Below are 24,287 nucleotides of genomic sequence, written 5' to 3'. Positions count from 1 at the left end.
TGTGATCCGACCTGAACCTAAAGGAGCAGAGATCATGAATTGGGATATTATCGAAGGCAAATGGAAGCAACTCAAGGGTGAGACGCAGACCCAGTGGGGCAAGCTGACCGAAGACGAGATCGATCAGGCCGCGGGGGACCGTTCGAAGCTGGCGGGTCTCATTCAGGAGCGCTATGGCGTGGCCAAGGATGAGGCCGAGCGTCAGATCGACGAATTTGCGGAGCGCCTCAAAGATCGCGTCTGATCTTGGGTGTCTCACTGGCGACATTGGCAAAAGCGGCCCTCAGCGGGGCCGCTTTCTGCTTGCGTATTACCGGCTTGCGTAGCCGAGGCTTTGCAGGGCGGTGGTGATCTCGTCCAGAATGGCCGGATCATCAATGGTAGCCGGCATCTTCCAATCGGAGCCGTCGGCGATCGACACCATGGTCGCGCGCAGGATCTTGCCCGAGCGGGTCTTGGGCAGGCGATCCACCACGCAGGCGAGTTTGAACGCTGCCACCGGGCCGATCTTCTCGCGCACCAGTTGCACCACCTCTGCGGTGATCTCGGCATGGGGGCGGTTGCAGCCCGCATTGAGACAGAGGAACCCCAGCGGCATCTGGCCCTTGAGCTGATCCGCCACGCCAATCACCGCACATTCCGCCACATCCGGGTGGCCTGCCAGGACCTCTTCCATCGCGCCGGTCGACAGGCGATGGCCCGCGACGTTGATCACATCATCGGTGCGCGCCATGATATAGAGATAGCCATCCGCATCCATCATCCCCGCATCGCCGGTCTCATAGTAGCCGGGGAAGGTGGTGAGGTAGCTCTTCTTGAACCGATCCTCCGCATTCCACAAGTTTGGCAACGTGCCGGGGGGCAGGGGCAGTTTGACCGCAATCGCGCCAAGCTCTCCCGGTGGCATGGGATGGCCACCCTCATCCAGGATCTGCACGTCATAGCCGGGCATCGGCACTGCGGGAGAGCCCAGTTTCACAGGCAGTTCCTCGATCCCAAGCGGGTTGGCGGCAATCGACCAGCCGGTTTCGGTCTGCCACCAGTGATCGATGACCGGCACGCCCAGCTGGTCCTGCGCCCAAGTGATGGTGTCGGGATCGGCGCGCTCGCCCGCCAGATAGACCTGCTCCAGACAAGAAAGGTCGTATTTGCCGACGAACTCACCCTTGGGGTCTTCGCGCTTGACGGCGCGGAAGGCGGTGGGCGCGGTGAAGAAGCTCTTGACCTTATGTTCCGAAATCACCCGCCAGAAGGTGCCCGCATCGGGCGTGCCCACGGGCTTGCCCTCAAAGACCACGGTGGTGTTGCCATGGATGAGGGGGCCGTAACAGATGTAGCTGTGACCCACGACCCAGCCCACGTCGGACGCGGCCCAGAACACATCGCCGGGGTCGACGTTATAGATGTTCTTCATCGACCAGTTGAGCGCCACCAACTGCCCGGCGGTGTGGCGGATCACGCCCTTGGGCTGCCCAGTGGTGCCAGAGGTATAGAGGATATAGGAGGGGTGATTGCCCTCGACCGGCACACAGTCCGCAGGCTCCACGCCATATTGGAACCCGTGCCAGTTCACATCGCGGCCCTCGATCAGCTCTGCCACTTCCTGCTCGCGCTGGAAGATCACGCAGAAGTCGGGCTTGTGGGTCGCCAGGTCAATCGCCCCATCCAGGAGCGGCTTGTAATGCACGGTCCGCCCCGGCTCGATCCCGCAGGAGGCGGCGATGATCGCCTTGGGGGTGGCGTCGTCAATCCGCACCGCAAGCTCCGAGGAGGCAAAGCCGCCAAAGACCACCGAATGCACCGCGCCGATGCGGGAACAGGCAAGCATCGCCTCCAGCGCCTCGGGGATCATGGGCATGTAGATGATGACGCGGTCGCCTTTCTCCACCCCCTTGGCCCGCAGCGCACCGGCCAGTGTCGCAACCCGGTTGCGCAGCTCGACGAATGAAATCTCGCGCTTGGTGTGGGTGACGGGGCTGTCGTAGATGATCGCGGTCTGCTCGCCGCGCCCGGCCTCAACATGGCGGTCGACGGCATTGTAGCAGGTGTTGACCTTGGTATCGGCAAACCACTCATACAGCCCGCCACCCAGATCGCTCAGCGCCTTGGTCGGGGCCTTGTCCCAGCTGATGGCGTTTGCAGCCTCCATCCAGAACCCCTCCGGATCTGATTTCCACTGCGCGTACACCTCAGAATAGGTCATGGGGGTCCTCCTCACTGTCTCCTCCGCGTCAGAGCCTAGGCGGAGGGTTCGAAGTCCCGCAAGCGTGCTGCGCGACCCTGCGTCACATTGGAGCGGATTTGCGGAATATTTTGCCCCGATGGATTGCAAAGATTTGCAAAGCCTCTGGGATACAAGAGTTTCGCTAAGTAACTTGCCGGTTTCTGCAAATTTGCAAAACTGGTGTTTGCGCTCGCAGTTGAAAACGGCAGGTGGGGTAGACTGGTGCGACTCACCCGTGTCGGGGTTGTTTCAAAGGAATTCTGCCCCGGTCTCGAATAATGCGCCGCCCTTGATCGTTATCCCGGCACAAAGGAGAAACGTTCATGACCAAATCATTTCTGATCCCCCTGTTTGCGGCCGCGATACTGGCGGCGCAATCGGCGCTGGGCGCGCCGGCCGTGTTCGACTTGAACACGGATAAAAGCGTGGTGGCCTTCACCTATTATCTGGATGGCACCCCGACCGAAGGCCAGATGCCGGTGAGTGCTGCGGAGCTCTCGCTGGATCTCGACAACATCGCGGCCAGCCAGATCGACGTGACGCTCAGCCCGGGCGGCGCACGGGCCGGGTTCCTGATCGCGACCGAAGCCTTGAAGAGCGCCAGCGTGTTGGATGCGCGGCGTCATCCGCGTATCCGGTTTGTGGCGCGCAAGATCACCGGGTCGCTGGCCGGGGCGCAGGTGTTCGGGGATCTGACGGTGAAGGGCGTGACACGGCCGGTGACCCTGTCGGCGCAGCTTTATCGGCAACGCGGGACCGATGCGGGGGAGCGGGACCACCTGGCAATCCTGCTGACCGGCAGCCTTGACCGTACCGCATTTGGCGCGGCGGGCTATCCGGAATTGGTCGGCTCGCAGATCGATCTGCGCATTCTGGCCCAAGTGGACCGGGCAGGCCGCTGAGGCAACGGCCCCTATACGCAACGCTCAAGTCAGGCGGGTTCGAGATGGCCCGCCTGTCTTGGTCTTGTCGGTCCGGCCTTAGCCGTAATGCGCCACAGGGGTGCCAGCGATGGCGGCCATGTTCAAAAGGCCGCGCGCCGTGATCGAGGGTGACACGATATGCGCGCGGTTGCCCATGCCCATCAGGATCGGCCCGACCTCCAGCCCGCCAGAGCGCATCTTCAGAATGTTGCGCACGCCAGAGGCCGCATCCGCATGGGCAAAGACCAGCACATTGGCGGCCCCTTCCAGACGCGAATTGGGGAAGATCCGCGCGCGCAGCTCCGGGTCGAGCGCGGTGTCGATGTTCATCTCGCCCTCATAGACAAAGTCGCGACGCTTATCATCGAGGATTTCCAGCGCGGCGCGCAGCCGGGCGCCGGTGTCACATTGGATATTGCCGAACTGGCTTTGTGAACAGAGCGCGATCTGCGGTGTCAGGCCAAAGCGGCGCACATGGCGTGCGGCACCGATCACCGTCTCTGCGATCTCTGCGGGGGTCGGTTCGATCCGCACCTGGGTGTCGGCAATGAACAGCGGCCCGTCTTCGAGGATCATCATCGACAGCGCCCCATGCGGCGCATAGGAACCGCCGCCCAGGATCTGCTGCACGTAATTCAGGTGCCAGCGGTATTCGCCAAAGGTGCCGCAGATCAGGCTGTCCGCCTCGCCGCGATGCACCATGATAGCGCCGATGGCGGTGGTGTTGGTGCGCAGGATCGCCTTGGCGAGATCCGGGGTCACCCCCTGGCGCTGCATGATGCGGTGATAGCTGGTCCAGTAGTCGCGGTAGCGCGGATCGTTTTCCGGGTTCACGATCTGCACGTCCTGCCCGGGCCGGATCGAGAGGCCAAGCCGTTCGGCACGACTCTCGATCACCTCGGGACGCCCGATCAGGATCGGGGTTTCGGTGGTTTCGCGCAGGATTTCCTGCGCAGCCCGCAGCACGCGCTCATCCTCGCCCTCGGCAAAGACGATCCGGCGGGCCGCGGCGCGGGCGGCCTCGAACACCGGTTTCATCAGAAGGGCGGATTTGAACACGCTCTGGTTCAGCTTTGCGCGATAGGCGCCAAGATCCTCCATCGGGCGCTTGGCCACGCCGCTGGACATGGCGGCACTGGCCACGGCGGAGGACACGACGGCCACCAGACGCGGATCAAAGGGCTTTGGGATCAGGTAATCGGCCCCGAATGTCAGCTGTTCACCCTTGTAGGCGGCGGCGGCTTCGGCAGAGGTGGTGGTGCGCGCCAGCTCTGCGATGCCGTCGACACAGGCGATCTGCATCTCGTCGTTGATCTCTGTCGCACCGACATCCAGCGCGCCGCGGAAGATGAACGGGAAGCACAGCACGTTGTTGACCTGATTGGGAAAATCGCTGCGCCCGGTGGCGATGATTGCGTCCGGTGCCACCTTGCGCGCCACATCCGGCATGATCTCGGGCGTCGGATTTGCCAGCGCAAAAATGATCGGACGTTTGGCCATTTTTGCGACCATTTCGGGCTTTAGCACATTGGGGCCGGAAAGGCCGAGGAACAGGTCTGCGCCGTCGATCACCTCATCCAGCGTGCGCTTGTCAGAGGCCTGGGCAAAGGCCGCCTTATGCGGGTTCATGTCCTCTTCGCGGCCCTCATGGACCAGCCCGTGAATGTCGCAGAGCCAGACGTTTTCCCGCTTCACGCCGAGTTTGAGCAGCATATTGAGGCAGGCAATCCCCGCCGCGCCACCGCCGGTCGAGACGATCTTGATGTCTTCAAACTTCTTGCCGGCCACATGCAGCGCGTTTTTTGCAGCAGCACCCACGACAATCGCAGTGCCGTGCTGGTCGTCGTGAAACACGGGGATGTTCATCCGCTCGCGACAGAGTTTTTCGACGATAAAACAATCCGGTGCCTTGATGTCTTCAAGGTTCACCGCGCCAAAGGTCGGCTCCAGCGCACAGACGATATCAGCCAGTTTTTCCGGATCGCTCTCGTTCACCTCGATATCGAAACAGTCGATATTGGCGAAATTCTTAAAGAGGACCGCCTTGCCCTCCATCACCGGTTTGGAGGCCAGCGCGCCGATATTGCCAAGGCCCAGAACCGCAGAGCCGTTTGAGACCACCGCAACCAGATTGCCGCGGGCGGTGTAACGCGCAGCGTTGACCTCATCCTCCTTGATCTCGACGCAGGCCTCGGCCACGCCGGGTGAGTAGGCGCGGGCAAGGTCATTGCCGGTGGCCAGCGGCTTGGTGGCGCGGATTTCCAGTTTACCGGGACGCGGGAACTCGTGATACCGCAGGGCCGCGTCGCGCAGGGATTCCGAAGTCTTGTCGGTCATGAATAGGCGCTCCTGATGGTGATAGTTTAGTATTAAACTATCTTGAGGCTCAGGGGAACAGGCTTTCCGCGCCTTTGTGGGCAGCGGCAGAGAAGCGCTGAACGTGGTCCCGCCGACCCGTCCGAGGCAACGCCATGTCAGGGGAAGGGGGCGCTCCCGCCCCCGCGCGGGCCAGCGCCTGCGGCGTGACCCGCTGGCGGCGTTGGGCCGCGCCCGCAACCCGCAATGCGCGCTGCGGGCGGTGGCGCGCGACGCGACCGGATCACGCGTAGAGACCGCCGGGCAGGGGAGACGGGGAGGCATGAGACGCTGCGGGCTACAGAGCCCATCCGCACCGATGCGCGAATGCCGGTGAGGCGAGGATCTGCCGGCCTTCGTCCTTGAATACCGTGCGGGGAGCGCGCAGGGTGGCGACACATCACGATATCACCAGCCTCAAGGGAGTGCACCATGGCCGACACGGTCGCCGAGATCCTTCTGCCCACATCCGAGTTAAGGGATGATATTCCCTTTTATACCAAGGTTCTGGGAATGAAGCTCGACATGATCTACCCGGCGGACGACCCGCGCGTGGGGGTGTTTTCCGGTCACGGATTGCGGGTGCGGATCGACCGGGATGCACAGACCGCGCCCGGGGTCATCCGGATCCTGACCGATGATCCCGATGGCTTTGCCGCGGGGCAGCGCGATCTGGCTGCGCCCAATGGGACACGGGTTCTGATCGACGCGCGCAACCCGCCTCTGGTGATGCCCGCAACCGTGCACAGTTTTGTCGTGCGACGGCTGAAGGACCAGGCTCCGTGGATCATCGGACGCGCGGGCATGCAGTATCGCGACCTGGTGCCGGATCGGCTCGGAGGCTCGATCATTGCCAGCCATATCCGCATTCCGGACGGCGGCCCGGTGCCGGATATGGTGCATTTTCACAAGGTCGGGTTTCAGCTGATTTTCTGCATCCACGGTTGGGTCGATGTGGTCTACGAGGATCAGGGCGACAAGATGCGGCTCACGGCCGGGGACTGCTTTATCCAGCCGCCGGAGATTCGTCACCGGGTTCTGGAAGCCAGCGACAACGTGCAGGTGATCGAGATCGGCGTGCCCGCAGAGCATGTCACCGAGATCGACCACGATATGCGCCTGCCGACGCCGCATTACCGGCCGGAGCGGGAATGGGACGGGCAGCGCTTTGTCCATAACACAGCCGAGGGCGCGGCATGGCAGGCGTTCCGACTGCCCGGGTTTCTGTGCCGTGACACCACCATTGCCGAGAACACCAAGGGAGTTGCCGGGGTGCAGGTGGTGCGTCCGGCCCCCGATGGGGGCACCAGCCCCTGGGCGGCGCATGATACCGATATTCACTTTGCCTTTGTGATGGCGGGCACGGTGACGCTGGAAGGAGAGGGCCGGGCGCCCTATGATCTGGAACAGGGCGATGCCTTTGTGATCCCGCCGCATATGAAGACCCGGCTCAGTGCCGCCTCGGCGGATCTGGAGATCCTGGAGGTCACCTTGCCCGGGCAATTCGACACCGCGCTGGAGCAGGATGCGGAGCCGCAGCGGGCTTGACCTTCGCCGGCAGATCCTATTTGACCATTTGGTCAAAATAAGAACAGATATCTGCGGGGCCGCCCTGCCGGCTCCGTCATCAATTCGGAACACCGCCGCAAGAGCACCTTGGCGCCGGTGTCGCAACTGGGAGTGCAGCCATGTCTCACGTCGAAAAATCCACCAGCTCGTTGCGGTCCTCTGCGGCTGCGGTGCGTGAGAATGCCCATGCACCCTATTCGAATTTCAAGGTCGGCGCGGCGATCCGGGCCGCATCCGGTACCGTCTATGTGGGCTGCAACGTCGAGAATGTTGCCTACCCCGAAGGCACCTGTGCCGAAGCGGGCGCCATTGCCGCCATGGTTGCGGCGGGCGAGACCGAACTGCTGGAGGCTTATGTCATCGCCGATTGTCCCAGCCCGGTGCCGCCCTGTGGCGGTTGTCGCCAGAAACTGAAGGAATTTGGTGCCGCCGATGTTCCGGTCACGCTGGCCACCACCGACGGCACGGAGATGGAGACCACCATCGGGGCCTTGCTGCCCGGTGCCTTTGACGCGGGCCACATGGAACGGAGCTGAGAGCGATGGATGCACGATCTGTCATCGCCAAGCTGCGCCAGCGTCAGGTGCCCACCGCGGCGGAGCTGTCTTGGTTTGCCGAGGGGCTGGCCGGAGGCGCGGTGAGTGATGCGCAGGCGGGCGCCTTTGCCATGGCCATCTGTCTGACCGGTCTGCCGGCCGAGGCGCGTTCGGCCCTGACACTGGCCATGCGCGACAGCGGTGATGTGCTGCATTGGGATTTGCCGGGGCCGGTGGTGGACAAGCATTCCACCGGCGGGGTCGGCGATTGTGTCTCGCTGCTGCTGGCGCCGGCTTTGGCGGAATGCGGGGCCTTTGTGCCGATGATCTCGGGCCGGGGGCTGGGGCATACCGGCGGAACGCTGGACAAGCTGGAGGCCATTCCGGGCCTGTCCACCCAGGTGCCGCAGGAGCGTCTTGCCAAGATCGTGGAGGACGTCGGCTGCGCGATCGTGGGGGCGACCGCACGTATCGCCCCGGCAGACAAACGGCTCTATGCGGTGCGGGATGTGACGGCGACGGTCGAGAGTCTGGACCTGATCACGGCGTCGATCCTGTCGAAGAAACTGGCGGCCAGCCCGCAGGCGCTGGTGCTGGATGTGAAGATCGGCTCCGGCGCGTTTATGAAAACGGTCGAGGAGGCCCGTGCTCTGGCGGTCTCTCTGGTGGAGACGGCCAAGGCTGCGGGCTGTCCGACGCAGGCGCTGATCACCGATATGAACCAGCCGCTGGTGCCCGCGCTTGGCAATGCGCTGGAAGTCGCGGAGGTGATGCGGGCGCTGACCGGGCAAAGCGGCGGAGCAATCATCGACATCACCGTGGCGCTGGGGGGCGCCCTGTTGCATCAGGCAGGGCTTGCCGACAGTGCCACGGCCGGAGAGGCGCAGATCGCCGCGGTTCTTGCCGATGGGCGCGCGGCGGAACGCTTTGCCCGGATGGTGGCAGCCCAGGGCGGGCCGGCCGGGTTCGCCGACGACTGGGCGCAGCTGTTGCCGGAGGCCCCTGTTATTCACGAAGTGACGGCGCAGACACCCGGGCAGATTGCGGCGATCGACGGCGAGGCGCTCGGGCTGGCGGTGGTGCGGCTTGGTGGTGGGCGCATGGTGGAGAGCGACCGGGTCGACCCGGCGGTGGGCATCGCGGATCTGCTGCCCCTGGGGAGTACCGTCGCCCCGGGTGATGTGATCGCCCGCATCCATGCCGCCCGTGCCGAGGATGCGCAACAGGCGGCGTCGGCCTTGCGGGCGGCGGTGACCGTCGCGCCTGCGGCCCCCGATCTGCCGCCGCTGCTGCATGAAAGGATCTCCTGATGGCGCGTGCATTCCTTGTGGTCATGGATTCGGTCGGGATCGGCGGTGCGCCGGACGCCAGCGCCTATTTCAACAAGGATCTGCCCGATCTGGGCGCCAATACCGTGGCGCATATCGCCCAGGCCTGTGCGGCAGGGCGCGCCGAGCAAGGGCGCAGCGGCCCGCTGCACGTGCCGACGCTGGATCGGCTGGGGTTGGGCGCGGCGCTGCGTCTTGCCACGGCCCAGCCCGCACCCGGGCTGGAGGCGGAGCCAACCGGGCTCTGGGGCGCGGCTCGCGAGATCAGCACCGGCAAGGACACCCCCTCGGGGCATTGGGAGCTGGCGGGGCTGCCGGTGCCCTGGGCCTGGCACTACTTCCCCGAGGACGGCGATGCCTTTGACGCCGATCTGGTCGCGCATGTGGCGCAGGCGGCGGGCACCTCGGGCGTGCTCGGCAATTGTCATGCCTCCGGCACCGAGATCATTGCAAAGCTGGGCGAGGCCCATATGCGCAGCGGCCTGCCAATCTGCTATACCTCTGCCGACAGCGTCTTTCAGATCGCCGCGCATGAGGAGAGCTTTGGCCTCGACCGGCTGCTGGCACTCTGTGCCGAGGTGGCGCCCTTCCTGCACCGGATGAAGGTCGGTCGCGTGATTGCGCGGCCCTTTGTCGGTACGGCAGAGACCGGGTTCACCCGCACCGCCAACCGACGCGATTTTGCGATCACGCCACCGGCACCGATCCTGACGGATTGGGTGCAGGCCGGCGGTGGCCCTGTGCACGGGATCGGCAAGATCGGCGACATCTTTTCCATGCAGGGCATAGATACACTGGCCAAGGGCACCGATGCGGAGCTGATGAACCATCTCCGTGCGGCGGTGAGCAGCGCCGAAGAGGGCAGCCTGACCTTTGCCAATTTTGTCGAATTCGACAGCCATTTCGGGCACCGGCGTGACATATCGGGCTATGCCCGCGCGCTGGAGTGGTTTGATGGCGAAATCGCCCGCGTCCTGGAGGGGCTGCGCGCCGGGGACCTGCTGATCCTGACCGCCGATCACGGCAACGATCCAAGCTGGCCCGGCTCCGACCATACCCGCGAGCAGGTGCCGGTGCTGATCGCAGGAGCGGGCACAGGCAGCATCGGCAGCATCCGCTTTGCCGATGTTGCAGCCTCTGTTGCCGCCCATCTGGGGGCCCCTGCGCAGGGGCCCGGGCGGAGCTTTCTGCCCGCATGAACCACCGGCGTGCGCCGGAAAACGCCTTGCCTGTCCCCGGGTGCGGCGCTTAAGAGAACCAAAAGCAAAATGGAGAGCGCCCGATGAGTGACCACCTGACCGTCGTTGACCACCCGCTGGTGCAGCACAAGCTGACCATCATGCGCGACAAGGCCACATCCACTTCGGAATTCCGCCAGCTGCTGCGCGAACTGACCCAGCTGCTGGCCTATGAGGTCACCCGCGAACTGCCCCTGACCACCACCACCATCGAAACCCCGATGGAGGAGATGGAAGCGCCGATCCTGGCGGGCAAGAAACTGGCGCTGGTGTCGATCCTGCGCGCAGGCAACGGCATGCTCGACGGGGTGCTGGAACTGGTGCCCTCGGCGCGGGTCGGGTTTGTCGGCATGTACCGGGATGAAGAGACGCTGGAGCCGGTGCAATACTATTTCAAGGTGCCGCAACAGATCTCTGACCGGATGGTGATCGCGGTGGATCCGATGCTGGCCACCGGCAATTCCTCGGTCGCGGCGATCGATCTGTTGAAGAAGGCGGGGGCGAACAATATCCGCTTCCTGTGCCTGCTGGCCTCGCCCGAAGGGGTGGCCCGCATGAAAGAGGCGCATCCGGATGTGAAGATCATCACCGCCTCGCTGGACCGCCAGCTGAATGAGAAGGGCTATATCCTGCCCGGTCTGGGGGACGCCGGCGATCGTATGTTCGGGACCAAGTAACGCCTGACCTAAAGGGCGCGTGCAGGGCCAGCCCGGCACCGCCCGCGCGCGCCTGACCCGGGACCGGAGCGGGCCTGCCGGATCTGAGCGCCGGATTGTGGCGACGATCTGCCGGAACCTGCCATATTGTTGCCAGCATTTCCTTTACTCAGCGGGGCTTTTCAGGCATCCTGCCGCCATATATTGTGGGGCAGTTCCATGAAAATAACTAGAATTACGGCAGTATCCCTTATCTGGGCGGTTTCAGGTGGGGCGGGTCTTTACGCGCAGACCATTCAGCCCATCGCGCGCCCGGCGGAGGTCCCTCCGGCGTCATTTGAGGGGCGTCAGTTCGTGGACAGCAAGGGCTGTGTGTTTATCCGTGCCGGTGTCGACGGCAATGTCGCGTGGATTCCGCGGGTGAACCGGGCGCGACAACAACTCTGCGGTGCCACGCCGACAGAGATCGCCGGGGCCCGCCCCGCCGCGGAGGTTCCCCCGTCACCGGCCCCCGAAGTGATTTCACTGGCGCCCGGAACCGCAGCAGGATCCGACGCGGCCTCCGCGCCCGCCGCCTCCGTCGCGCCGGTGACGCCGGTGGTGAAACCGCAACGCGCGGCCGACAGCACCTCTGCGGCACAGACAGCAGTGAACCTGTCGCCGGTGCGCCCCGCCCGCCCGGTCTCCGCACCCCGGGCGCCCACATCCGGCACCCGGCCTGCGGCGGTCCCCGTCGCGCCCCCGCAGACAGCCGCGGCATCCGCCGATCCCTTGTCGCGCATCACGCCAAACACACGCATCCTGCCGGTTCATATCTATCTCGAACGCCGCAAGAGCGAGGGCCTGCAGGTGCCCGAAGGGTATCGCGTGGTGTGGGAAGATGATCGCCTGAACATCCACCGCGCCGAGCAGACCATACGTCCCACGGTTCTCAGTGATCGCATGGTTGTCCCGGACGGGTACGCCCCTGCCGATCGCGCCGACAACCGCATGAACGCCCAGCGGGGCGTGCGGACTCCGGCGGGCGATGCGCAGATGGCGCAGGTCTGGAGCGAAGAGCTGCCCCGTCGGCAGGTCGAGCGACCGCTGGACAAGACCCCCTTTGTCCTGTGGGACGCGAAGGCGAAATATGGCATCGTGCCGCCGCGCCGGGGTGGGACAGGGTCCGCCATCTCGAGCCGCTCTGCTCCCGATGCAACCTTGCCCGAGGCCGCTCCCGTGGCGCGCCGTTACGTGCTAGCCGCAACCCTGTCGGATCCGGCCGAAGCCCGGCGCGTGGCGCGGGATCTTGCCTCTGCCACCGGATTGCAGATGCGGCTGGGCACGCTGAAGCGGAACGGGCAGACCTACAAGGTGGTGCTTGCCGGTCCCTTCACGGTCGGAGCTCAGCAGGCGCTTCACCGCATTCGTGCGGCTGGCTTCAGCGGCGCGCGCCTCAGCAAATAGGCGCGCGCAGGCGCAAGGGCGACCAGAGCTGCCCAGCTGTCCCACGCCGGGCGGAACCTCGGTGCCAAAGCGGATGTCTTGTGCGGGGGGGCTTAAGGGCTGGGGCGCGTCAGCGCCGGCGGCTGCGCCTAGCCGCAGATGTTCTGCAACTGAACCCAATCCCGATCATTCAGCACCGGCGCCAATTCCCGCCCGGCCATCGGATCGGCTTCGATCAGTCCCAGCGTGGTTTCACCGGTGACATCGCGGGCGTAGGCATAGGGAGTGGAGGGAATGGCCGCGCGGGCAAATTCCGCCAGCAGGGTCTCCACATCGACGCCAGGGCGCGGCGAGGCCAGCATGGTCTCCGAATAGCGGTCCAGGGTCTCGCGCCGGATCTCTCCGGTGGTCAGCAGGCGGAAGGTGGCGCCGATGCCGCCAATGTCGAGGATCTCGGCCATCGGGTCGCGCGTATCAGCCCGCACATGTTCCACCAGCACTGCCCCGGCCGCCACCGCCGGGTCTTCGTAGTCTTCGACAAAGGAGCGGTGGATCAGCACGATGCCGCCGGGCAAGGTCAGGCTTTCGGCAATCCCGGAGCGCAGCACCACCACGCGGCGCACATCGGTGCGATCCGCGAGCTTTCTCAGGATCGGTTCCGCCTCGGCCGTGGAGCAGGCCTGCCCGGAGACCCGCTCGATGCGCCCGAGAAGCGCCTGACCAATGGCCTTGCGATGCACGTCCGACACCGCCGCGAGGGTCTGCGTGCGCATGGTCTGTGGCAGGCCAAAGGCCAGCAGCGTGGCAACACAGGCCAGAATGCCAAGACCGCCATAGAGCCGCAGCCGTCCGGGATGCGGGCGCGCGCGGTCGATGGCGGTCTGCACCGTCTCGATCGCCTCGCGCATGGTGACCTCATCCTCGGCCAGTTCCAGCGTCTCGCCGGGGTCGCCGTCGGGATGATAGAGGGCAGGAAACGCGCCCGGATTGGCCCGCTCGACCGCGGCCAGCGACCAATGGGCGAGGGGGCGATCCTGCATATCGGTAATGGTGAGCGTCGCATCCCCGAGCGAGACAATCACGTCGCGCCGCTGCTCTGACGGCGAAGGCCGCCAGATGCCCACCGCCTCAAGCCGCTGAAATTCACGGAGTACCGTCATCGACCGGGATTGCCTGCTCCTGTTGTTCTAAATCGTATTTAACATGCAAGCCGCATCGGCGGCAAACCGCTTTGCGGCTCAAATGGCGGCGCTTGAGTGTTTTTCTAAGCGTTGAGAGGGCGTTGAGGTGGAAAGGAGCCGGATGTGGACGTGCAAGACGTGCCGTTGGACTGTTAACGATCATTCCAGAGAGCGCCTGCGAAGGCAGACGGGCGGGATGATGTGTCAAACTTGATACCATTCATTTGTGTTGCGCGTCACGAATGAACAGTCTGAGGCCGAACCGACCTCCATTGCACACAGATACAATGTCTGCTTCAAATTGGTTTACAGCGCGGAAAGGCTATACATTGTTCAAACGATTGTTCGGCAAACGGCAATTTTAGTACAAGTGCAACGCGTGTGGTGAGTTTCACCAAGGGGCGCCGTCGTTTTCGTTTCAGTTTCCGACATACTATTTCGATGTCCCCGAGGGGGACCGAAAAGATCGGACTGTCGCCTCGGATGATCTTTGTCACATTAAACCTGCAGAAGATGACGACCAAGGGGACGAGATTTTCTGTATTCGTGTTGTCCTTGAGATCCCGATCCAAGGTGCCGATGCCGTGTTTACTTGGGGAGTTTGGGTTACTCAGTCTAAAGATAGCTTCGAAAAATACGTCGAAACCTTTGGTCAAGATCAGTCGTCGCTCGGGAGCTTTGGATGGTTGCCCGTCGACATGCCGTTTTACAATCTATCTGATGCTGGCGCTCCGCTTGAGCACCTTCAATGTGATATTCAATGGAGTGCGAAAGGGCAAAGACCAAAGGCCTATCTTTGGGACAGTTCCCATCCGCTTTCCATTGATCAACGCGAAGGGATCAGCTGGAGAAAGGCAATAAAAATTGCCAATCTCGCAAATCACGCGTGCTCAAGGAAAGATCAGGTCGCTTAACAGATGAAGGCCGACATTCGCGTAGTCGCTGCGAACTGGTGCTTCGTCCCGTGTGGTATCCATCTATGAATGCCGTGGTGAATGTCAGCAATCGCAGCTTCACGCCCGGTCTGACAGATCTTCGCGATCCAGTCTCATTTCACAAAAGCGTTCCCAATTCGCGGCTGGAGGTCGCCCTCAACTCCCCCCGGCGAACCGCTTCCTCAGTTCAAACTTCTGGATCTTTCCGGTCGAGGTCTTGGGCAATTCCCCAAAAACCACCGCTTTCGGGGTCTTGAAACCGGCAAGCGTCTGGCGGGCGAAGGCGATCAGGGCGGCCTCGTCGACCGCTGCGCCCTCTTTCAGCTCCACAAAGGCACAGGGCACTTCGCCCCATTTTTTGTCGGGCTTTGCCACCACCGCAGCAAGGTTCACATCCGGGTGGCCCATCAGCACACCTTCGACCTCTACAGAGGAGATATTCTCTCCGCCTGAAATGATGATGTCCTTGGCGCGGTCTGCGATCTGGATATAGCCGTCGGGATGCTGCACCGCGATGTCGCCGGAGTGGAAATAGCCGCCGGCAAAGGCCTCAGCGGTGGCCTCCGGGTTCTTCAGATAGCCTTTCATGACCGAATTGCCGCGCATCACGATCTGTCCCTGCGTCTGACCGTCCTTGGCGACTTGCGTCAGGGTCTCATCCAGAACGGTGACATCTTCCATCATCGGAAAGGCCACACCCTGACGCGCCTTGATCGCGGCACGCCCGGCGGTGTCGAGCGTGTTCCAGCTGTCGCCTTTCCAGAGGCATTCGGTGACATGGCCATAGGTTTCCGTCAGACCGTAAACCTGAGTGACGTGAAACCCCAGACGCTCGATCTTTTCCAGCGTCGCCGGGGCAGGGGGCGCGCCTGCGGTAAAGACCTCGACCGTGTGGTCAAAGGCGCGCCGCTCCGCATCCTTGGCGTTGACGATCATATTGAGCACGATCGGCGCGCCACCAAAATGGGTCACGCCTTCATCGGCGATGGCATTATAAATCGCCTCGGCGGTTGTGTTTCGGCAGCAGACCACGGTGCCACCCAGCACCGGCATCATCCACGTATGGTTCCAGCCGTTGCAGTGAAACAGCGGCACGATGGTCAGATAGACCGGGCGCATTTGTAGCCGCCACGAGATCACCGTTCCCATGGTCATCAGATAGGCGCCGCGATGGTGATAGACCACGCCCTTGGGCCGCCCGGTGGTGCCGGAGGTGTAGTTGAGCGCAAGGCTTTCCCATTCGTCCTCCGGCATGATCCAGTCGAAATCATGAGGGGCCGCGGCGAGGAGTTCATCATAGGTGGCATGGCGTCCGCTTGCAGGCACACCCGCCTCGGGATCGGGCACTTCGATGAGGATCGGGCCCTCGCCCTGCATCCGTGCCTTGGCGGCCTCGGCCAGTTCCAGAAACTCACTGTCAACCAGCGCCACCTTGGCCTCTCCGTGGTCAAAGATATAGGCGACCGTGTCCACATCCAGCCGGATGTTAATCGTATTGAGCACCGCACCACAGGCCGGCACGCCAAAATGCGCCTCGGCCTGTGCCGGGATATTCGGCAGCAAGGTCGCAACCACATCGCCCGGTGTCACCCCCATGCCGGCCAGCGCCGCCGCCAGCCGGGTACAGCGGTCGTAGTACTGCGCATAGGTGCGCCGGGTTTGGCCGTAGACCAGGGCCGTGTCCTCGGCAAAGACATGCGCCGCGCGCTGCAAGTGTGAGAGCGGCGTCAGCGGCACATAGTTTGCCGCCGTCCGTTCCAGCCCGGTTTCATCTGCCAGCCACCCCATGATTCTTCCTCCCGGTCTTGCCGATTTGCGCCTGAGACCGAATATTGCGCTGGAGATTTGAAAATTGAAAGAGATTGCGTGCCTGGGCGGTATTTCTACTGGCTTCGCCCCATGCGCTCGGATGTTTCCCAATGCTCTGTAATGGGTTAGCCTCTGCGCATGATCCTTTCGCGCGGGCGCAACTACGTCTTTATCCATATCCCCAAGACCGGCGGCACCGCGCTTGCGCTGGCGCTGGAGGCGCGCGCCATGGCCGGGGACGAGATGCTGGGCGACACGCCGAAGGCCGTGAAACGCCGCCGCCGCCTGCATGGCACCCAGACGCGGGGGCGATTGTGGAAACACTCAACCCTGGCCGACATCGAAGGCCTCGCCAGCCGCGAGGAGCTGCGGCAGATGTTTGCCTTCACGTTGGTGCGCAATCCCTTTGATCGCGTGGTCAGCCTCTATCACTGGCTGCAAGGACAGACGTTTGACCATCCGATGGTGCCACTGGCCAGATCGCGGTCGTTTTCCGGCTTTGTCACCGACCCTTTGGTGATGCGCGCGCTCAGGGCCCAGCCTGCGCCCTCATATATGCAGCAGTCGGACGGGTATGAGCATTGCAGCCTTTATATACGGCTCGAATCCTTTGCCACAGATGCCGCACCCTTGTTCGATCACTTGGGATTCGCACTGGATCTGCCCCGTGTGAACGGGTCACAGCGTGATCCCGACTGGCGCCTTTACTATGATTCACAGGCGATTACTGCCGTTCAGGATTGCTGCGCTACTGAATTGGAGCGATTTGAATACTCTTTTAACGATTCCCCCCTATCCCTTTGAGACAGAGCGGCTCCGTTAGAGACCGCGCCCAGGCCCGCCCGGTTTGCTACAACGTATTCACGGAACGGCGATTGGAGCTTCGAGCCCCCGAGGTCCGGAGCAACTCAAAGGTCGAAAGGACAGGAACATGCTGGATTGGTTTGCAAAACGGAATGCCTCCCCGATGGCAGAAGCGTTCACCACCGAATTTCCGATGGTGGCCACCGGCCAGGCCGGCTTTCTCGCCGGGACCATGGTAGCCACCGCGACCGGTTGGCGCCCCGTTCAGGCGCTGTCCATCGGTGACGAGGTGCTGACCTTCGACCACGGCATGCGCCCCATCAAATCGATCACCCGCCGCACTCTGGTTCTGGGCGACACCGCCTCCGCTCAGGAAATGGCACCGGTCTATATTCCCCGCGATGCGCTCGGCAACCGCAACCCGATGTGGGTCAAGCCGGAGCAGGGCGTTCTTCTGGAGCATGACCTGCTCGAAGATAACTTGGGCGACCCCTTTGCCGTCGTTCCCGCCTGTGCGCTCGAAGGCTACCGCGGCATCACCCGCGCACCGCAGCAGGTGACCATGGAAACCATCCTCCTGACCTTTGACGAGGACGAGGTGGTTTACATCGAGGCCGGCGTTCTCGCCTTCTGCCCCGCGGATCACGACCTGATGCACTACTGCGTGACCGCCCAGTCTGAGGAACTCTACACCATCCTCTCCGCCGGCGAAGCCCGCGAACTGGTGATCGACATGATCACCGAGGACAGCTTCTGGACCCCCGGCGCGATGGCGGGCACCGGCGGCACCGGCGAGCCGCAATACGCAACCTTCGCCTGATCACACGCTCTCTCTCACACCCCTCCAGAGCAGCCGACCCGCCAGCCGATCCTTTCGGTGGCGGGTCTTCGTCATCTTGGCACATGCGTGAACTGTCAGGGCCTCAAGGAACCCCGGTTCTTCATCTTTTCATAAATATCTCGGAGCGCGAGGCAGAGCCTCGCACAACAAAAAAAGCCGCCCCGTGAGGGGCGACTGTTTTAGATCACATGTGCGCAGCGGTCAGGCCGCCTGATCCTCTTCCGGCGCAAAACGGCCATAGAAGGTCTGGCCTTTCTCCGCCATCTCACGCAACAGCGGCGGGCAGGCAAAACGGTCGCCATAAGCCTCTGCCAGCTGGTCGCAGCGCTCCGCCGCATAGGGGGTGCCGATGATGTCGAGCCACGAGAGCGGTCCACCGGACCACGGCGCAAAACCCCAGGCCAGAACCGCGCCCACGTCCCCCTCGCGGATGTCCATCAACACGCCTTCTTCCAGCGCCCGCACGGCCTCCAGGACCTGCGCAAACATCAGCCGTTCCTGCACTTCGATCAAATCCGGCTGCTCGGAGGCTTGCGGGTATTTCTCCGACAGGCCTTTCCAGTACTCAACGCGCTTGCCTTTGTCGTCATAGTCAAAGAAGCCCGCATTGGCCTTGCGCCCGAGACGCCCCTGGTCTTCCATCCAGAAGATCAGATCATCCGCCGGGCTTTCGGGATAGGCATCGCCCATCGCCGCCTTAGTGGCCCGTGCGATCTTGGCCCCAAGATCAATCGAGGTTTCATCGGTGAGCTGGATCGGCCCCACCGGGAAGCCCAGCTGACGCGCGGCGTTGTCGATCAGCACCGGCGAGACACCTTCGGTGATCATCCGCGCGCCCTCATTGATGTAGGGGATGATGCAGCGGTTGCAGTAGAAGAAGCGTGCATCATTCACCACGATCGGCGTCTTGCGGATCTGGCGCACATAGTCCAGCGCCTTGGCCACCGCGCGATCCCCGGTTTTCTCGCCCTTGATGATCTCCACCAGGAACATCTTCTCCACCGGAGAGAAGAAGTGAATGCCGATGAACTGCTCGGGCCGGACCGAGGCCTCGGCCAGGCTGGTGATCGGCAGGGTCGAGGTGTTGGAGGCAAAGATGCAGTCTTCGGGGATGATCGCCTCGACCTTCTTGGTCATCTCGGCCTTCACGCTCGGGTCTTCAAACACCGCCTCGATGATCAGATCGCAGCCTTTGAGGGCGTCCAGATCCGGTGTTGCCGTGATCTGCGCCAGCAGCGCCTCTTTCTTCTCCGGCGTGGCTTTTCCGCGCTTGATGCCCTTGTCCATATAAGTGGCGGAATAGGCCTTGCCCTTGTCGGCAGCGTCCTGGTCGCGGTCGATCAATACGACCTCCATACCAGCCTGCGCCGACACCAACGCGATGCCCGCGCCCATCATACCTGCGCCCAGCACGCCGATCTTCTTGACGGTCTGATCCTCGATACCCTTGGGACGCACCGCGCCTTTTTCCAGCGCTTGTTTGTTGATGAACAGGGATCGGATCATCGCAGAGGAGGACGGGTTCATCAGCACATGGGTGAACCAGCGCGCCTCAATGCGCAGGGCGGTGTCGAAATCCACCAGCGCGCCCTCATAGACCGCAGAGAGCAGCGCCTTGGCCGCCGGGAACGCGCCTTGGGTCTTGCCATGCACCATGGCGGAGGCCCCGACATAGTTCATGAACCCAGCCGGATGATAAGGCGCGCCGCCGGGCATTTTATAGCCCTTCTGGTCCCACGGCTTGACGATATCGGCGTCCTTGGCATTGAGCACCCACTGACGCGCTGCCTCCAGCGGATCGGCGGCAACCTCATCCACGAGGCTTGCGGATTTCGCCTTTTTCGGGTCCAGCATCTTGCCTTCGAGAAGCACGGGGGCGGCGTTCACGGCGCCCACCATGCGCGAATAGCGGATGGTGCCGCCGCCGCCGGGGAAGATGCCCAGCAGAATTTCCGGCAGGCCGATCTTGGCCTTCGGGTTGTCGGTCATGCTGCGGTAATGACAGGCCAGCGCAATTTCGGTGCCGATGCCCGCACAGGTGCCATTGATGGCGCAGGCAATCGGTTTGCCGCCCTTGTTGGTCTTGGCGTCCATCCCGGCGCGCTCCAGCTTGCGCAGGATGCGGTGGCCGTTCATCGTGAAATCAAACAGGCCCTGAGCCGGGTTTTCGCCCGACTCCTCGCGAATGGTGGCCAGCACGTTCAGATCCATGCCGCCGGCAAAGTCTTTCTTGCCGGAGGTGATCACCACGCCCTTGACCGCGTCATCGCCAAGCGCACGGTCGATATACTCCTCCACCAGGCCAAAGGCCTCGCGGGTCAGCACGTTCATGCTCTTGTCGACTGCATCCCAGGTGATGATGGCAATGCCGTCTGCGTCCACGTCATATGTGAAATCACTCATGTGTCGTCTCCGATCTGCTCAGCCGTCAGCGGGCTGCCGTCTTTACGGGTGAAGGTGAAAGCGCCATCGGCAACCTTCACCATCATGTCGAGGTCGCTGTAGAAGCCCGTCTCGGTCTCGGTCCGTGTGCCGATCACGAGGAAGGAGGCCAGCGCGTCGCTCTTGTTGATAAGGTGGTGGCCGTTTGCATCGCCCTTGGGGAAGGCGGCGCAATCGCCCGGGTTCATGTCATGTTCGCCTGCGTCATCCACCAGCACCAGCGTGCCGGCGGTGACCATGACGAACTCGTCCTGTTCCATGTGGTAATGGCGCAGGGAGGACAGCGCCCCGGGCTCCAGATGCACGAGGTTCACACCATATTGGCTGATCCCAGCGGCATCGCCCAGACGCTGTGACGTGCGACCGTCGACGCTCCGGGCCAGTTTGCCGGGATAGGTCGAGCCGCCCTTTGCAGGGATTTGGGAAAGGTCCAGTTTCGGCATCAGACGCGCTCGATGATGGTGGCGGCCCCCATGCCCGAGGCGATGCAGAGCGTGGCAAGGCCGCATTCCTTGTCCTGCCGTTCCAGCTCGTCCAGCAGCGTGCCGATGATGATTGCGCCGGTCGCGCCCAGCGGGTGCCCCATGGCGATCGAGCCGCCGTTCGGGTTCACCAGGGCCGGATCGACGTCAAAGGCCTGCTGGAAGCGCAACACCACCGAGGCAAAGGCCTCGTTGACCTCGAACAGATCCAGATCGGAGATCTTCATGCCAGTCTCTTTGAGGATCTTCTCGGTCACAGGCACAGGGCCAGTCAGCATGATGGTCGGATCGGTGCCGATCTTGGCAGTTGCCTTGATACGGGCGCGCGGCTTCAGGCCATGACGCTCGCCAAATTCCTTGTTGCCGATCAACAGCGCGGCAGAGCCATCCACGATCCCCGAGGAGTTCCCGGCGTGGTGGATGTGGTTGACCTTCTCCAGATGCGGGTATTTCAGTTTTGCAACGGCATCAAAGCCCGGCATCACTTCGCCCATCATCTGAAAGGACGCATTGAGCGCGCCAAGCGCCTGCATATCGGTGCCGGGGCGCATGTATTCATCATGATCCAGGATCGCCAGACCGTTCTGGTCGCGCACGGTGATGATCGACTTGGCAAAGCGGTTGTCATCCCAGGCGGCCTTGGCGCGGCGCTGGGATTCCACCGCCAGCGCATCGGCCTGCTCGCGGGTAAACCCATACTCGGTCGCGATGATGTCGGCCGAGATCCCCTGCGGCACGAAATAGCTGTCCATGGCCAGTGTCGGATCGACGGCAATCGCCGCTCCGTCCGAACCCATGGCGACACGGCCCATCATCTCCACGCCGCCCGCGATATAGCCATCCCCTGCGCCACCTTTTACCTGGTTTGCAGCAAGGTTCACCGCTTCCATGCCAGAGGCGCAGAAGCGGTTGATCGCAAGGCCCGGAATGGATTGATCCAGATCGGAGGCCAGCACCGCAGAGCGCGCCAGACAGCCGCCCTGTTCCATCACCTGCGTGACGTTGCCCCAGATCACATCCTCGACCGCATGGCCTTCAAGGTTGTTGCGCTCTTTCAGCGCGTTCAGGGTCAGGGCGGAGAGGCGCACGGAGGTCACCTCATGGAGTGCGCCGTCCTTGCGGCCCTTGCCGCGTGGGGTGCGGACGGCATCATAGATGTAAGCTTCGGTCATATTGGTCTCCTCAAGCTCGATCCGACGGGTTGCCGGGCATCAGGTCATAGGGGTGTTTCCAGCCGGGCAGGGCGCTGAGGCGCGACAGCCAGGCGTCGATATTGGGGTAGTCCTTGCGGTCAAATCCGAAAGGCTCCGGGTAGTAGAGGTAGCTACAGCAGGTAAGGTCGGCGTTGGTGAGGCTTTCGCCCACGATCCAGTCGCGGCCCTCCAAGTGTTTGTCCAGAACTGCGTAAGCCGCTTTGAGGCGTCCTTGCAGGAATGCGATTACGTCAGCCGGGCGTTTGTCTTCGGGCAGGAAATTCATCAAGAACCGGCACAGGCCCGCGTTTGAAGACAGTTTGTGATTGTCCCAAAGCTGCCAGCGCAGGACTTCCCGTTTCTCTTCCGGGGTGGTTCCACCAAACTTGCCATAGGTTTCGGACAGATACTGCTGGATCACGCCGGACTGGCTGAGCGTGACGTCACCATCAATTAAAACCGGACATTCGCCCATGTCGTTGACGTCACTTCGGAACGCATCGCCGCGTGTGGTACCGTTGAAAAAATCAACAAAGACCGGCTCCCACTCAAGCCCTGCCAGCTCAAGCGCCAGCGCCGCCTTGTAGGAATGGCCGGATTCGCCAAAACAATAGAGTTTCATGTCAAATCGCCCCTCCCAGTGGCGATGTCGTGGCGGGGGTTTCACACCCCCGCACCCCCGTGGGATATTTTGAAGAAGATGAAAGATAGTCAGCGTTTGTTAACCAAGATGGCGATAACATGGCAGTGCGGTACAGGCTGGGAAGCCGATGACCGCAGAAGCTGAAGGCGCGCTTGCCCATTAGGCGGAGAGCTCGGGGGCAGGCGCGCCCCATACCTTCAACTTCTCTCAAATATCCCCGCCGGAGGCATCCGTCAGACGCGGTGAGGGAAAGCGCTGGAACTGTCACAGCGACCTCGCAATCAGCTCTTTCATGATCTCATTGGTGCCGCCGTAAATGCGCTGCACACGGGCATCGGTCCACATTTCCGCCACGGCGTATTCCTGCATGAACCCGTATCCTCCGTGCAGTTGCAAACACTCATCGAGCACAGCGCCTTGGGTGTCGGTGATCCAGTATTTGGCCATCGCCGCTTTTTCGACGCTCAGGTCCCCACGTAGGTGCTCAACCATGCAGTCATCAAGGAAGGCGCGGGCGACTTTACTCTTGGTCAGGCATTCAGCGAGCTTGAAGCGGGTGTTCTGGAATTGGGTCAGAGGCCCGCCAAAGGCTTCGCGCTCTTTGCAATAGGCGATGGTGCGCTCGACAGCGCCCTGCATCGCGCCCACCGCGCCGCAGGCGATGATCAGCCGTTCCTGCGGCAGTTGTTGCATCATCTGGTAAAAGCCCTGACCCTCGGCACCGCCAAGGATGTTTTCCGGGGGCACCGCGATATTATCGAAGAACAGCTCCGATGTGTCCGCTGCGTGCAGGCCGACTTTTTCGAGATTGCGGCCACGAGTGAACCCGTCGGCGCCATCCGTTTCGAGCCCCACCAGCGAGATGCCTTTTGACCCAAGGGACGGGTCCGTTTTTGAGGCCACAAGGATCAGGTTGGCGTGCTGGCCATTGGTGATAAAGGTTTTCTGCCCGGACAGCCGGTAGACATTGCCGTCCCGGATGGCCTTGGTCTTGATGGCCTGCACGTCAGACCCGGTTGAGGGTTCTGTCATCGCCAGCGCGCCGACCAGCTCGCCGGACACCATCTTGGGCAGCCAACGCTGTTTTTGCTCTTCTGTACCGTAGGATAGGATGTAATGCGCCACAATGCCGGAATGGATGCCGTGACCCCAGCTGGCGAGATTGGCGCGGCTGGCCTCGATCAGGATCGCCGCCTCATGGCCAAAATCGCCGCCTGCGCCGCCGTATTCCTCGGGGATGGAAGGGCAGAGCAGGCCCAGTTCACCGGCCTCGGCCCAGGTGGAGCGGTCCATCTCGCCCTGCTTGCGCCAGCGCTCGAATTTTGGGGCCCACTCCTTGGTGATAAAGCTCTGCGTCATGTCGGCGAGCATCTTGTGCTCGTCGGTCATCCATGCAGATGATGTGCGAAAATCCAGCTCTGCGCTCATCTCTCCCCCTTAAGCGCGTGGCAGTCCTCGCCGTGCGCTAGCGTTTGCGATCCTCCAGCTCGGCATTGAACAGCCGCAACCGGTGGGTCAGGTTTTCATTGTTGGTCACGCTGTCAAAATTCTCGAACAGAAACGACAGCGCTTCTCCCTCATCCAGTCCGGCCTCCTGGGCAAAGCGTTTGAGCCTGCGAAAGCCATCCTCCGTCATGGCGACGGGAAAGCGGCGGGTCAGGCGAAAGCGTTTGGGCATATTCGGATCCTCTCAATTCCAAATG

The 24,287-nt window shown here is 62.7% G+C and carries 20 protein-coding genes and 1 pseudogene; 11 read left to right on the top strand and 10 right to left on the bottom strand.

Annotated features, from left to right (window positions below):
- Positions 1–34 precede the first annotated feature (34 nt).
- A complete protein-coding gene (locus MHM88_RS12210) occupies positions 35–244 on the top strand; it encodes a CsbD family protein (RefSeq protein WP_239319310.1) in 210 nt (69 codons plus the stop codon).
- Positions 245–310: 66 nt separating this feature from the next.
- Here the strand turns inward: MHM88_RS12210 and prpE are convergent, their stop codons facing one another.
- The gene (prpE, locus tag MHM88_RS12205; RefSeq protein WP_239365233.1) at positions 311–2,203 is read right to left on the bottom strand and encodes a propionate-CoA ligase PrpE; all 1,893 of its coding nucleotides are present in this window, start codon (positions 2,201–2,203) and stop codon (positions 311–313) included.
- A gap of 344 nt (positions 2,204–2,547) precedes the next feature.
- Here prpE and MHM88_RS12200 point away from each other — a divergent pair, with 344 nt between their 5' ends.
- Positions 2,548–3,126, top strand: a complete 579-nt coding sequence (locus MHM88_RS12200) for a YceI family protein (RefSeq protein ID WP_239319314.1) — start codon at positions 2,548–2,550, stop codon at positions 3,124–3,126.
- A 78-nt stretch (positions 3,127–3,204) separates the two neighbouring features.
- Here the strand turns inward: MHM88_RS12200 and MHM88_RS12195 are convergent, their stop codons facing one another.
- Complete coding sequence (locus MHM88_RS12195) at positions 3,205–5,484, bottom strand: NADP-dependent malic enzyme (protein WP_239319316.1); 2,280 nt, start codon at positions 5,482–5,484, stop codon at positions 3,205–3,207.
- Between the two features lie 450 nt (positions 5,485–5,934).
- Here MHM88_RS12195 and MHM88_RS12190 point away from each other — a divergent pair, with 450 nt between their 5' ends.
- The 6 genes from MHM88_RS12190 to MHM88_RS12165 all read left to right on the top strand — a co-directional run bounded on the left by MHM88_RS12190 (position 5,935) and on the right by MHM88_RS12165 (position 12,275).
- Entirely contained in the window at positions 5,935–7,050 is a 1,116-nt protein-coding gene (locus MHM88_RS12190) for a cupin domain-containing protein (RefSeq protein WP_239365204.1), read from the top strand.
- Between the two features lie 140 nt (positions 7,051–7,190).
- Entirely contained in the window at positions 7,191–7,607 is a 417-nt protein-coding gene (locus MHM88_RS12185; RefSeq protein WP_239365202.1) for a cytidine deaminase, read from the top strand.
- A gap of 5 nt (positions 7,608–7,612) precedes the next feature.
- On the top strand, positions 7,613–8,917 hold the full coding sequence (locus MHM88_RS12180; protein WP_239365189.1) for a thymidine phosphorylase: 1,305 nt from the start codon (positions 7,613–7,615) through the stop codon (positions 8,915–8,917).
- On the top strand, positions 8,917–10,134 hold the full coding sequence (locus tag MHM88_RS12175) for a phosphopentomutase (protein WP_239365186.1): 1,218 nt from the start codon (positions 8,917–8,919) through the stop codon (positions 10,132–10,134). The genes MHM88_RS12180 and MHM88_RS12175 overlap by 1 nt, the downstream gene beginning before the upstream one ends.
- Before the next feature lie 83 nt (positions 10,135–10,217).
- Positions 10,218–10,850 (top strand): uracil phosphoribosyltransferase, encoded by a 633-nt coding sequence (gene upp / locus MHM88_RS12170; RefSeq protein ID WP_239319328.1) that lies wholly within the window; start codon positions 10,218–10,220, stop codon positions 10,848–10,850.
- Between the two features lie 198 nt (positions 10,851–11,048).
- Positions 11,049–12,275: an SPOR domain-containing protein gene (locus MHM88_RS12165; RefSeq protein WP_239365183.1), complete on the top strand. Its 1,227-nt coding sequence runs from the start codon at positions 11,049–11,051 to the stop codon at positions 12,273–12,275.
- A gap of 128 nt (positions 12,276–12,403) precedes the next feature.
- Here MHM88_RS12165 and MHM88_RS12160 read toward each other — a convergent pair whose 3' ends face one another.
- Positions 12,404–13,414, bottom strand: a complete 1,011-nt coding sequence (locus tag MHM88_RS12160; RefSeq protein ID WP_239319334.1) for a hypothetical protein — start codon at positions 13,412–13,414, stop codon at positions 12,404–12,406.
- Positions 13,415–13,815: 401 nt separating this feature from the next.
- On the opposite strand from MHM88_RS12160, the pseudogene MHM88_RS12155 reads away from it, so the two are divergent.
- Positions 13,816–14,349 (top strand): annotated as a pseudogene (locus MHM88_RS12155) (DUF2199 domain-containing protein); the annotation flags it as partial.
- Positions 14,350–14,526: 177 nt separating this feature from the next.
- Here the strand turns inward: MHM88_RS12155 and MHM88_RS12150 are convergent.
- Positions 14,527–16,158: an AMP-binding protein gene (locus MHM88_RS12150; protein ID WP_239365180.1), complete on the bottom strand. Its 1,632-nt coding sequence runs from the start codon at positions 16,156–16,158 to the stop codon at positions 14,527–14,529.
- Between the two features lie 159 nt (positions 16,159–16,317).
- On the opposite strand from MHM88_RS12150, the gene MHM88_RS12145 reads away from it, so the two are divergent.
- Both MHM88_RS12145 and MHM88_RS12140 read left to right on the top strand, forming a co-directional pair.
- On the top strand, positions 16,318–16,983 hold the full coding sequence (locus tag MHM88_RS12145; RefSeq protein WP_239365177.1) for a sulfotransferase family 2 domain-containing protein: 666 nt from the start codon (positions 16,318–16,320) through the stop codon (positions 16,981–16,983).
- Positions 16,984–17,110: 127 nt separating this feature from the next.
- Positions 17,111–17,803 (top strand): Hint domain-containing protein, encoded by a 693-nt coding sequence (locus MHM88_RS12140; RefSeq protein ID WP_239365174.1) that lies wholly within the window; start codon positions 17,111–17,113, stop codon positions 17,801–17,803.
- 222 nt (positions 17,804–18,025) lie between these two features.
- Here the strand turns inward: MHM88_RS12140 and MHM88_RS12135 are convergent, their stop codons facing one another.
- The 6 genes from MHM88_RS12135 to MHM88_RS12110 form a co-directional block, all read right to left on the bottom strand.
- Positions 18,026–20,227, bottom strand: coding sequence for a 3-hydroxyacyl-CoA dehydrogenase NAD-binding domain-containing protein (locus MHM88_RS12135; protein WP_239365171.1), 2,202 nt, complete (start codon positions 20,225–20,227; stop codon positions 18,026–18,028).
- The gene (locus MHM88_RS12130) at positions 20,224–20,709 is read right to left on the bottom strand and encodes a cupin domain-containing protein (protein WP_239365168.1); all 486 of its coding nucleotides are present in this window, start codon (positions 20,707–20,709) and stop codon (positions 20,224–20,226) included. The genes MHM88_RS12135 and MHM88_RS12130 overlap by 4 nt, the downstream gene beginning before the upstream one ends.
- A complete protein-coding gene (locus tag MHM88_RS12125; RefSeq protein ID WP_239365145.1) occupies positions 20,709–21,920 on the bottom strand; it encodes an acetyl-CoA C-acetyltransferase in 1,212 nt (403 codons plus the stop codon). The genes MHM88_RS12130 and MHM88_RS12125 overlap by 1 nt, the downstream gene beginning before the upstream one ends.
- Before the next feature lie 10 nt (positions 21,921–21,930).
- On the bottom strand, positions 21,931–22,563 hold the full coding sequence (locus MHM88_RS12120; protein WP_239365143.1) for a glutathione S-transferase family protein: 633 nt from the start codon (positions 22,561–22,563) through the stop codon (positions 21,931–21,933).
- 285 nt (positions 22,564–22,848) lie between these two features.
- The gene (locus MHM88_RS12115) at positions 22,849–24,012 is read right to left on the bottom strand and encodes an acyl-CoA dehydrogenase family protein (protein ID WP_239365141.1); all 1,164 of its coding nucleotides are present in this window, start codon (positions 24,010–24,012) and stop codon (positions 22,849–22,851) included.
- Between the two features lie 37 nt (positions 24,013–24,049).
- Positions 24,050–24,262 carry a hypothetical protein gene (locus MHM88_RS12110; RefSeq protein WP_239365121.1) on the bottom strand — a complete coding sequence of 71 codons (213 nt, stop codon included), beginning with the start codon at positions 24,260–24,262 and terminating at the stop codon, positions 24,050–24,052.
- Positions 24,263–24,287: the final 25 nt, after the last annotated feature.

Origin of the sequence: Epibacterium sp. MM17-32, assembly GCF_022348205.1 — a bacterium.
Classification (GTDB): domain Bacteria; phylum Pseudomonadota; class Alphaproteobacteria; order Rhodobacterales; family Rhodobacteraceae; genus Epibacterium.
The sequence above is the reverse complement of the archived record's forward strand: the minus strand, read 5'-3'. Positions and strand labels throughout refer to the sequence as shown.

What these genes read in the sequence shown, in the direction of transcription:
- MHM88_RS12150 (WP_239365180.1), bottom strand. Translation starts at nt 16,158, where the DNA reads ATGGGGTGGCTGGCAGATGAAACCGGGCTGGAACGGACGGCGGCAAAC.
- MHM88_RS12110 (WP_239365121.1), bottom strand. Translation starts at nt 24,262, where the DNA reads ATGCCCAAACGCTTTCGCCTGACCCGCCGCTTTCCCGTCGCCATGACG.
- MHM88_RS12140 (WP_239365174.1), top strand. Translation starts at nt 17,111, where the DNA reads ATGCTGGATTGGTTTGCAAAACGGAATGCCTCCCCGATGGCAGAAGCG.
- MHM88_RS12125 (WP_239365145.1), bottom strand. Translation starts at nt 21,920, where the DNA reads ATGACCGAAGCTTACATCTATGATGCCGTCCGCACCCCACGCGGCAAG.
- MHM88_RS12145 (WP_239365177.1), top strand. Translation starts at nt 16,318, where the DNA reads ATGATCCTTTCGCGCGGGCGCAACTACGTCTTTATCCATATCCCCAAG.
- MHM88_RS12175 (WP_239365186.1), top strand. Translation starts at nt 8,917, where the DNA reads ATGGCGCGTGCATTCCTTGTGGTCATGGATTCGGTCGGGATCGGCGGT.
- MHM88_RS12190 (WP_239365204.1), top strand. Translation starts at nt 5,935, where the DNA reads ATGGCCGACACGGTCGCCGAGATCCTTCTGCCCACATCCGAGTTAAGG.
- MHM88_RS12195 (WP_239319316.1), bottom strand. Translation starts at nt 5,484, where the DNA reads ATGACCGACAAGACTTCGGAATCCCTGCGCGACGCGGCCCTGCGGTAT.
- MHM88_RS12180 (WP_239365189.1), top strand. Translation starts at nt 7,613, where the DNA reads ATGGATGCACGATCTGTCATCGCCAAGCTGCGCCAGCGTCAGGTGCCC.
- MHM88_RS12185 (WP_239365202.1), top strand. Translation starts at nt 7,191, where the DNA reads ATGTCTCACGTCGAAAAATCCACCAGCTCGTTGCGGTCCTCTGCGGCT.
- MHM88_RS12210 (WP_239319310.1), top strand. Translation starts at nt 35, where the DNA reads ATGAATTGGGATATTATCGAAGGCAAATGGAAGCAACTCAAGGGTGAG.
- MHM88_RS12115 (WP_239365141.1), bottom strand. Translation starts at nt 24,012, where the DNA reads ATGAGCGCAGAGCTGGATTTTCGCACATCATCTGCATGGATGACCGAC.
- prpE (WP_239365233.1), bottom strand. Translation starts at nt 2,203, where the DNA reads ATGACCTATTCTGAGGTGTACGCGCAGTGGAAATCAGATCCGGAGGGG.
- MHM88_RS12120 (WP_239365143.1), bottom strand. Translation starts at nt 22,563, where the DNA reads ATGAAACTCTATTGTTTTGGCGAATCCGGCCATTCCTACAAGGCGGCG.
- upp (WP_239319328.1), top strand. Translation starts at nt 10,218, where the DNA reads ATGAGTGACCACCTGACCGTCGTTGACCACCCGCTGGTGCAGCACAAG.
- MHM88_RS12160 (WP_239319334.1), bottom strand. Translation starts at nt 13,414, where the DNA reads ATGACGGTACTCCGTGAATTTCAGCGGCTTGAGGCGGTGGGCATCTGG.
- MHM88_RS12130 (WP_239365168.1), bottom strand. Translation starts at nt 20,709, where the DNA reads ATGCCGAAACTGGACCTTTCCCAAATCCCTGCAAAGGGCGGCTCGACC.
- MHM88_RS12200 (WP_239319314.1), top strand. Translation starts at nt 2,548, where the DNA reads ATGACCAAATCATTTCTGATCCCCCTGTTTGCGGCCGCGATACTGGCG.
- MHM88_RS12165 (WP_239365183.1), top strand. Translation starts at nt 11,049, where the DNA reads ATGAAAATAACTAGAATTACGGCAGTATCCCTTATCTGGGCGGTTTCA.
- MHM88_RS12135 (WP_239365171.1), bottom strand. Translation starts at nt 20,227, where the DNA reads ATGAGTGATTTCACATATGACGTGGACGCAGACGGCATTGCCATCATC.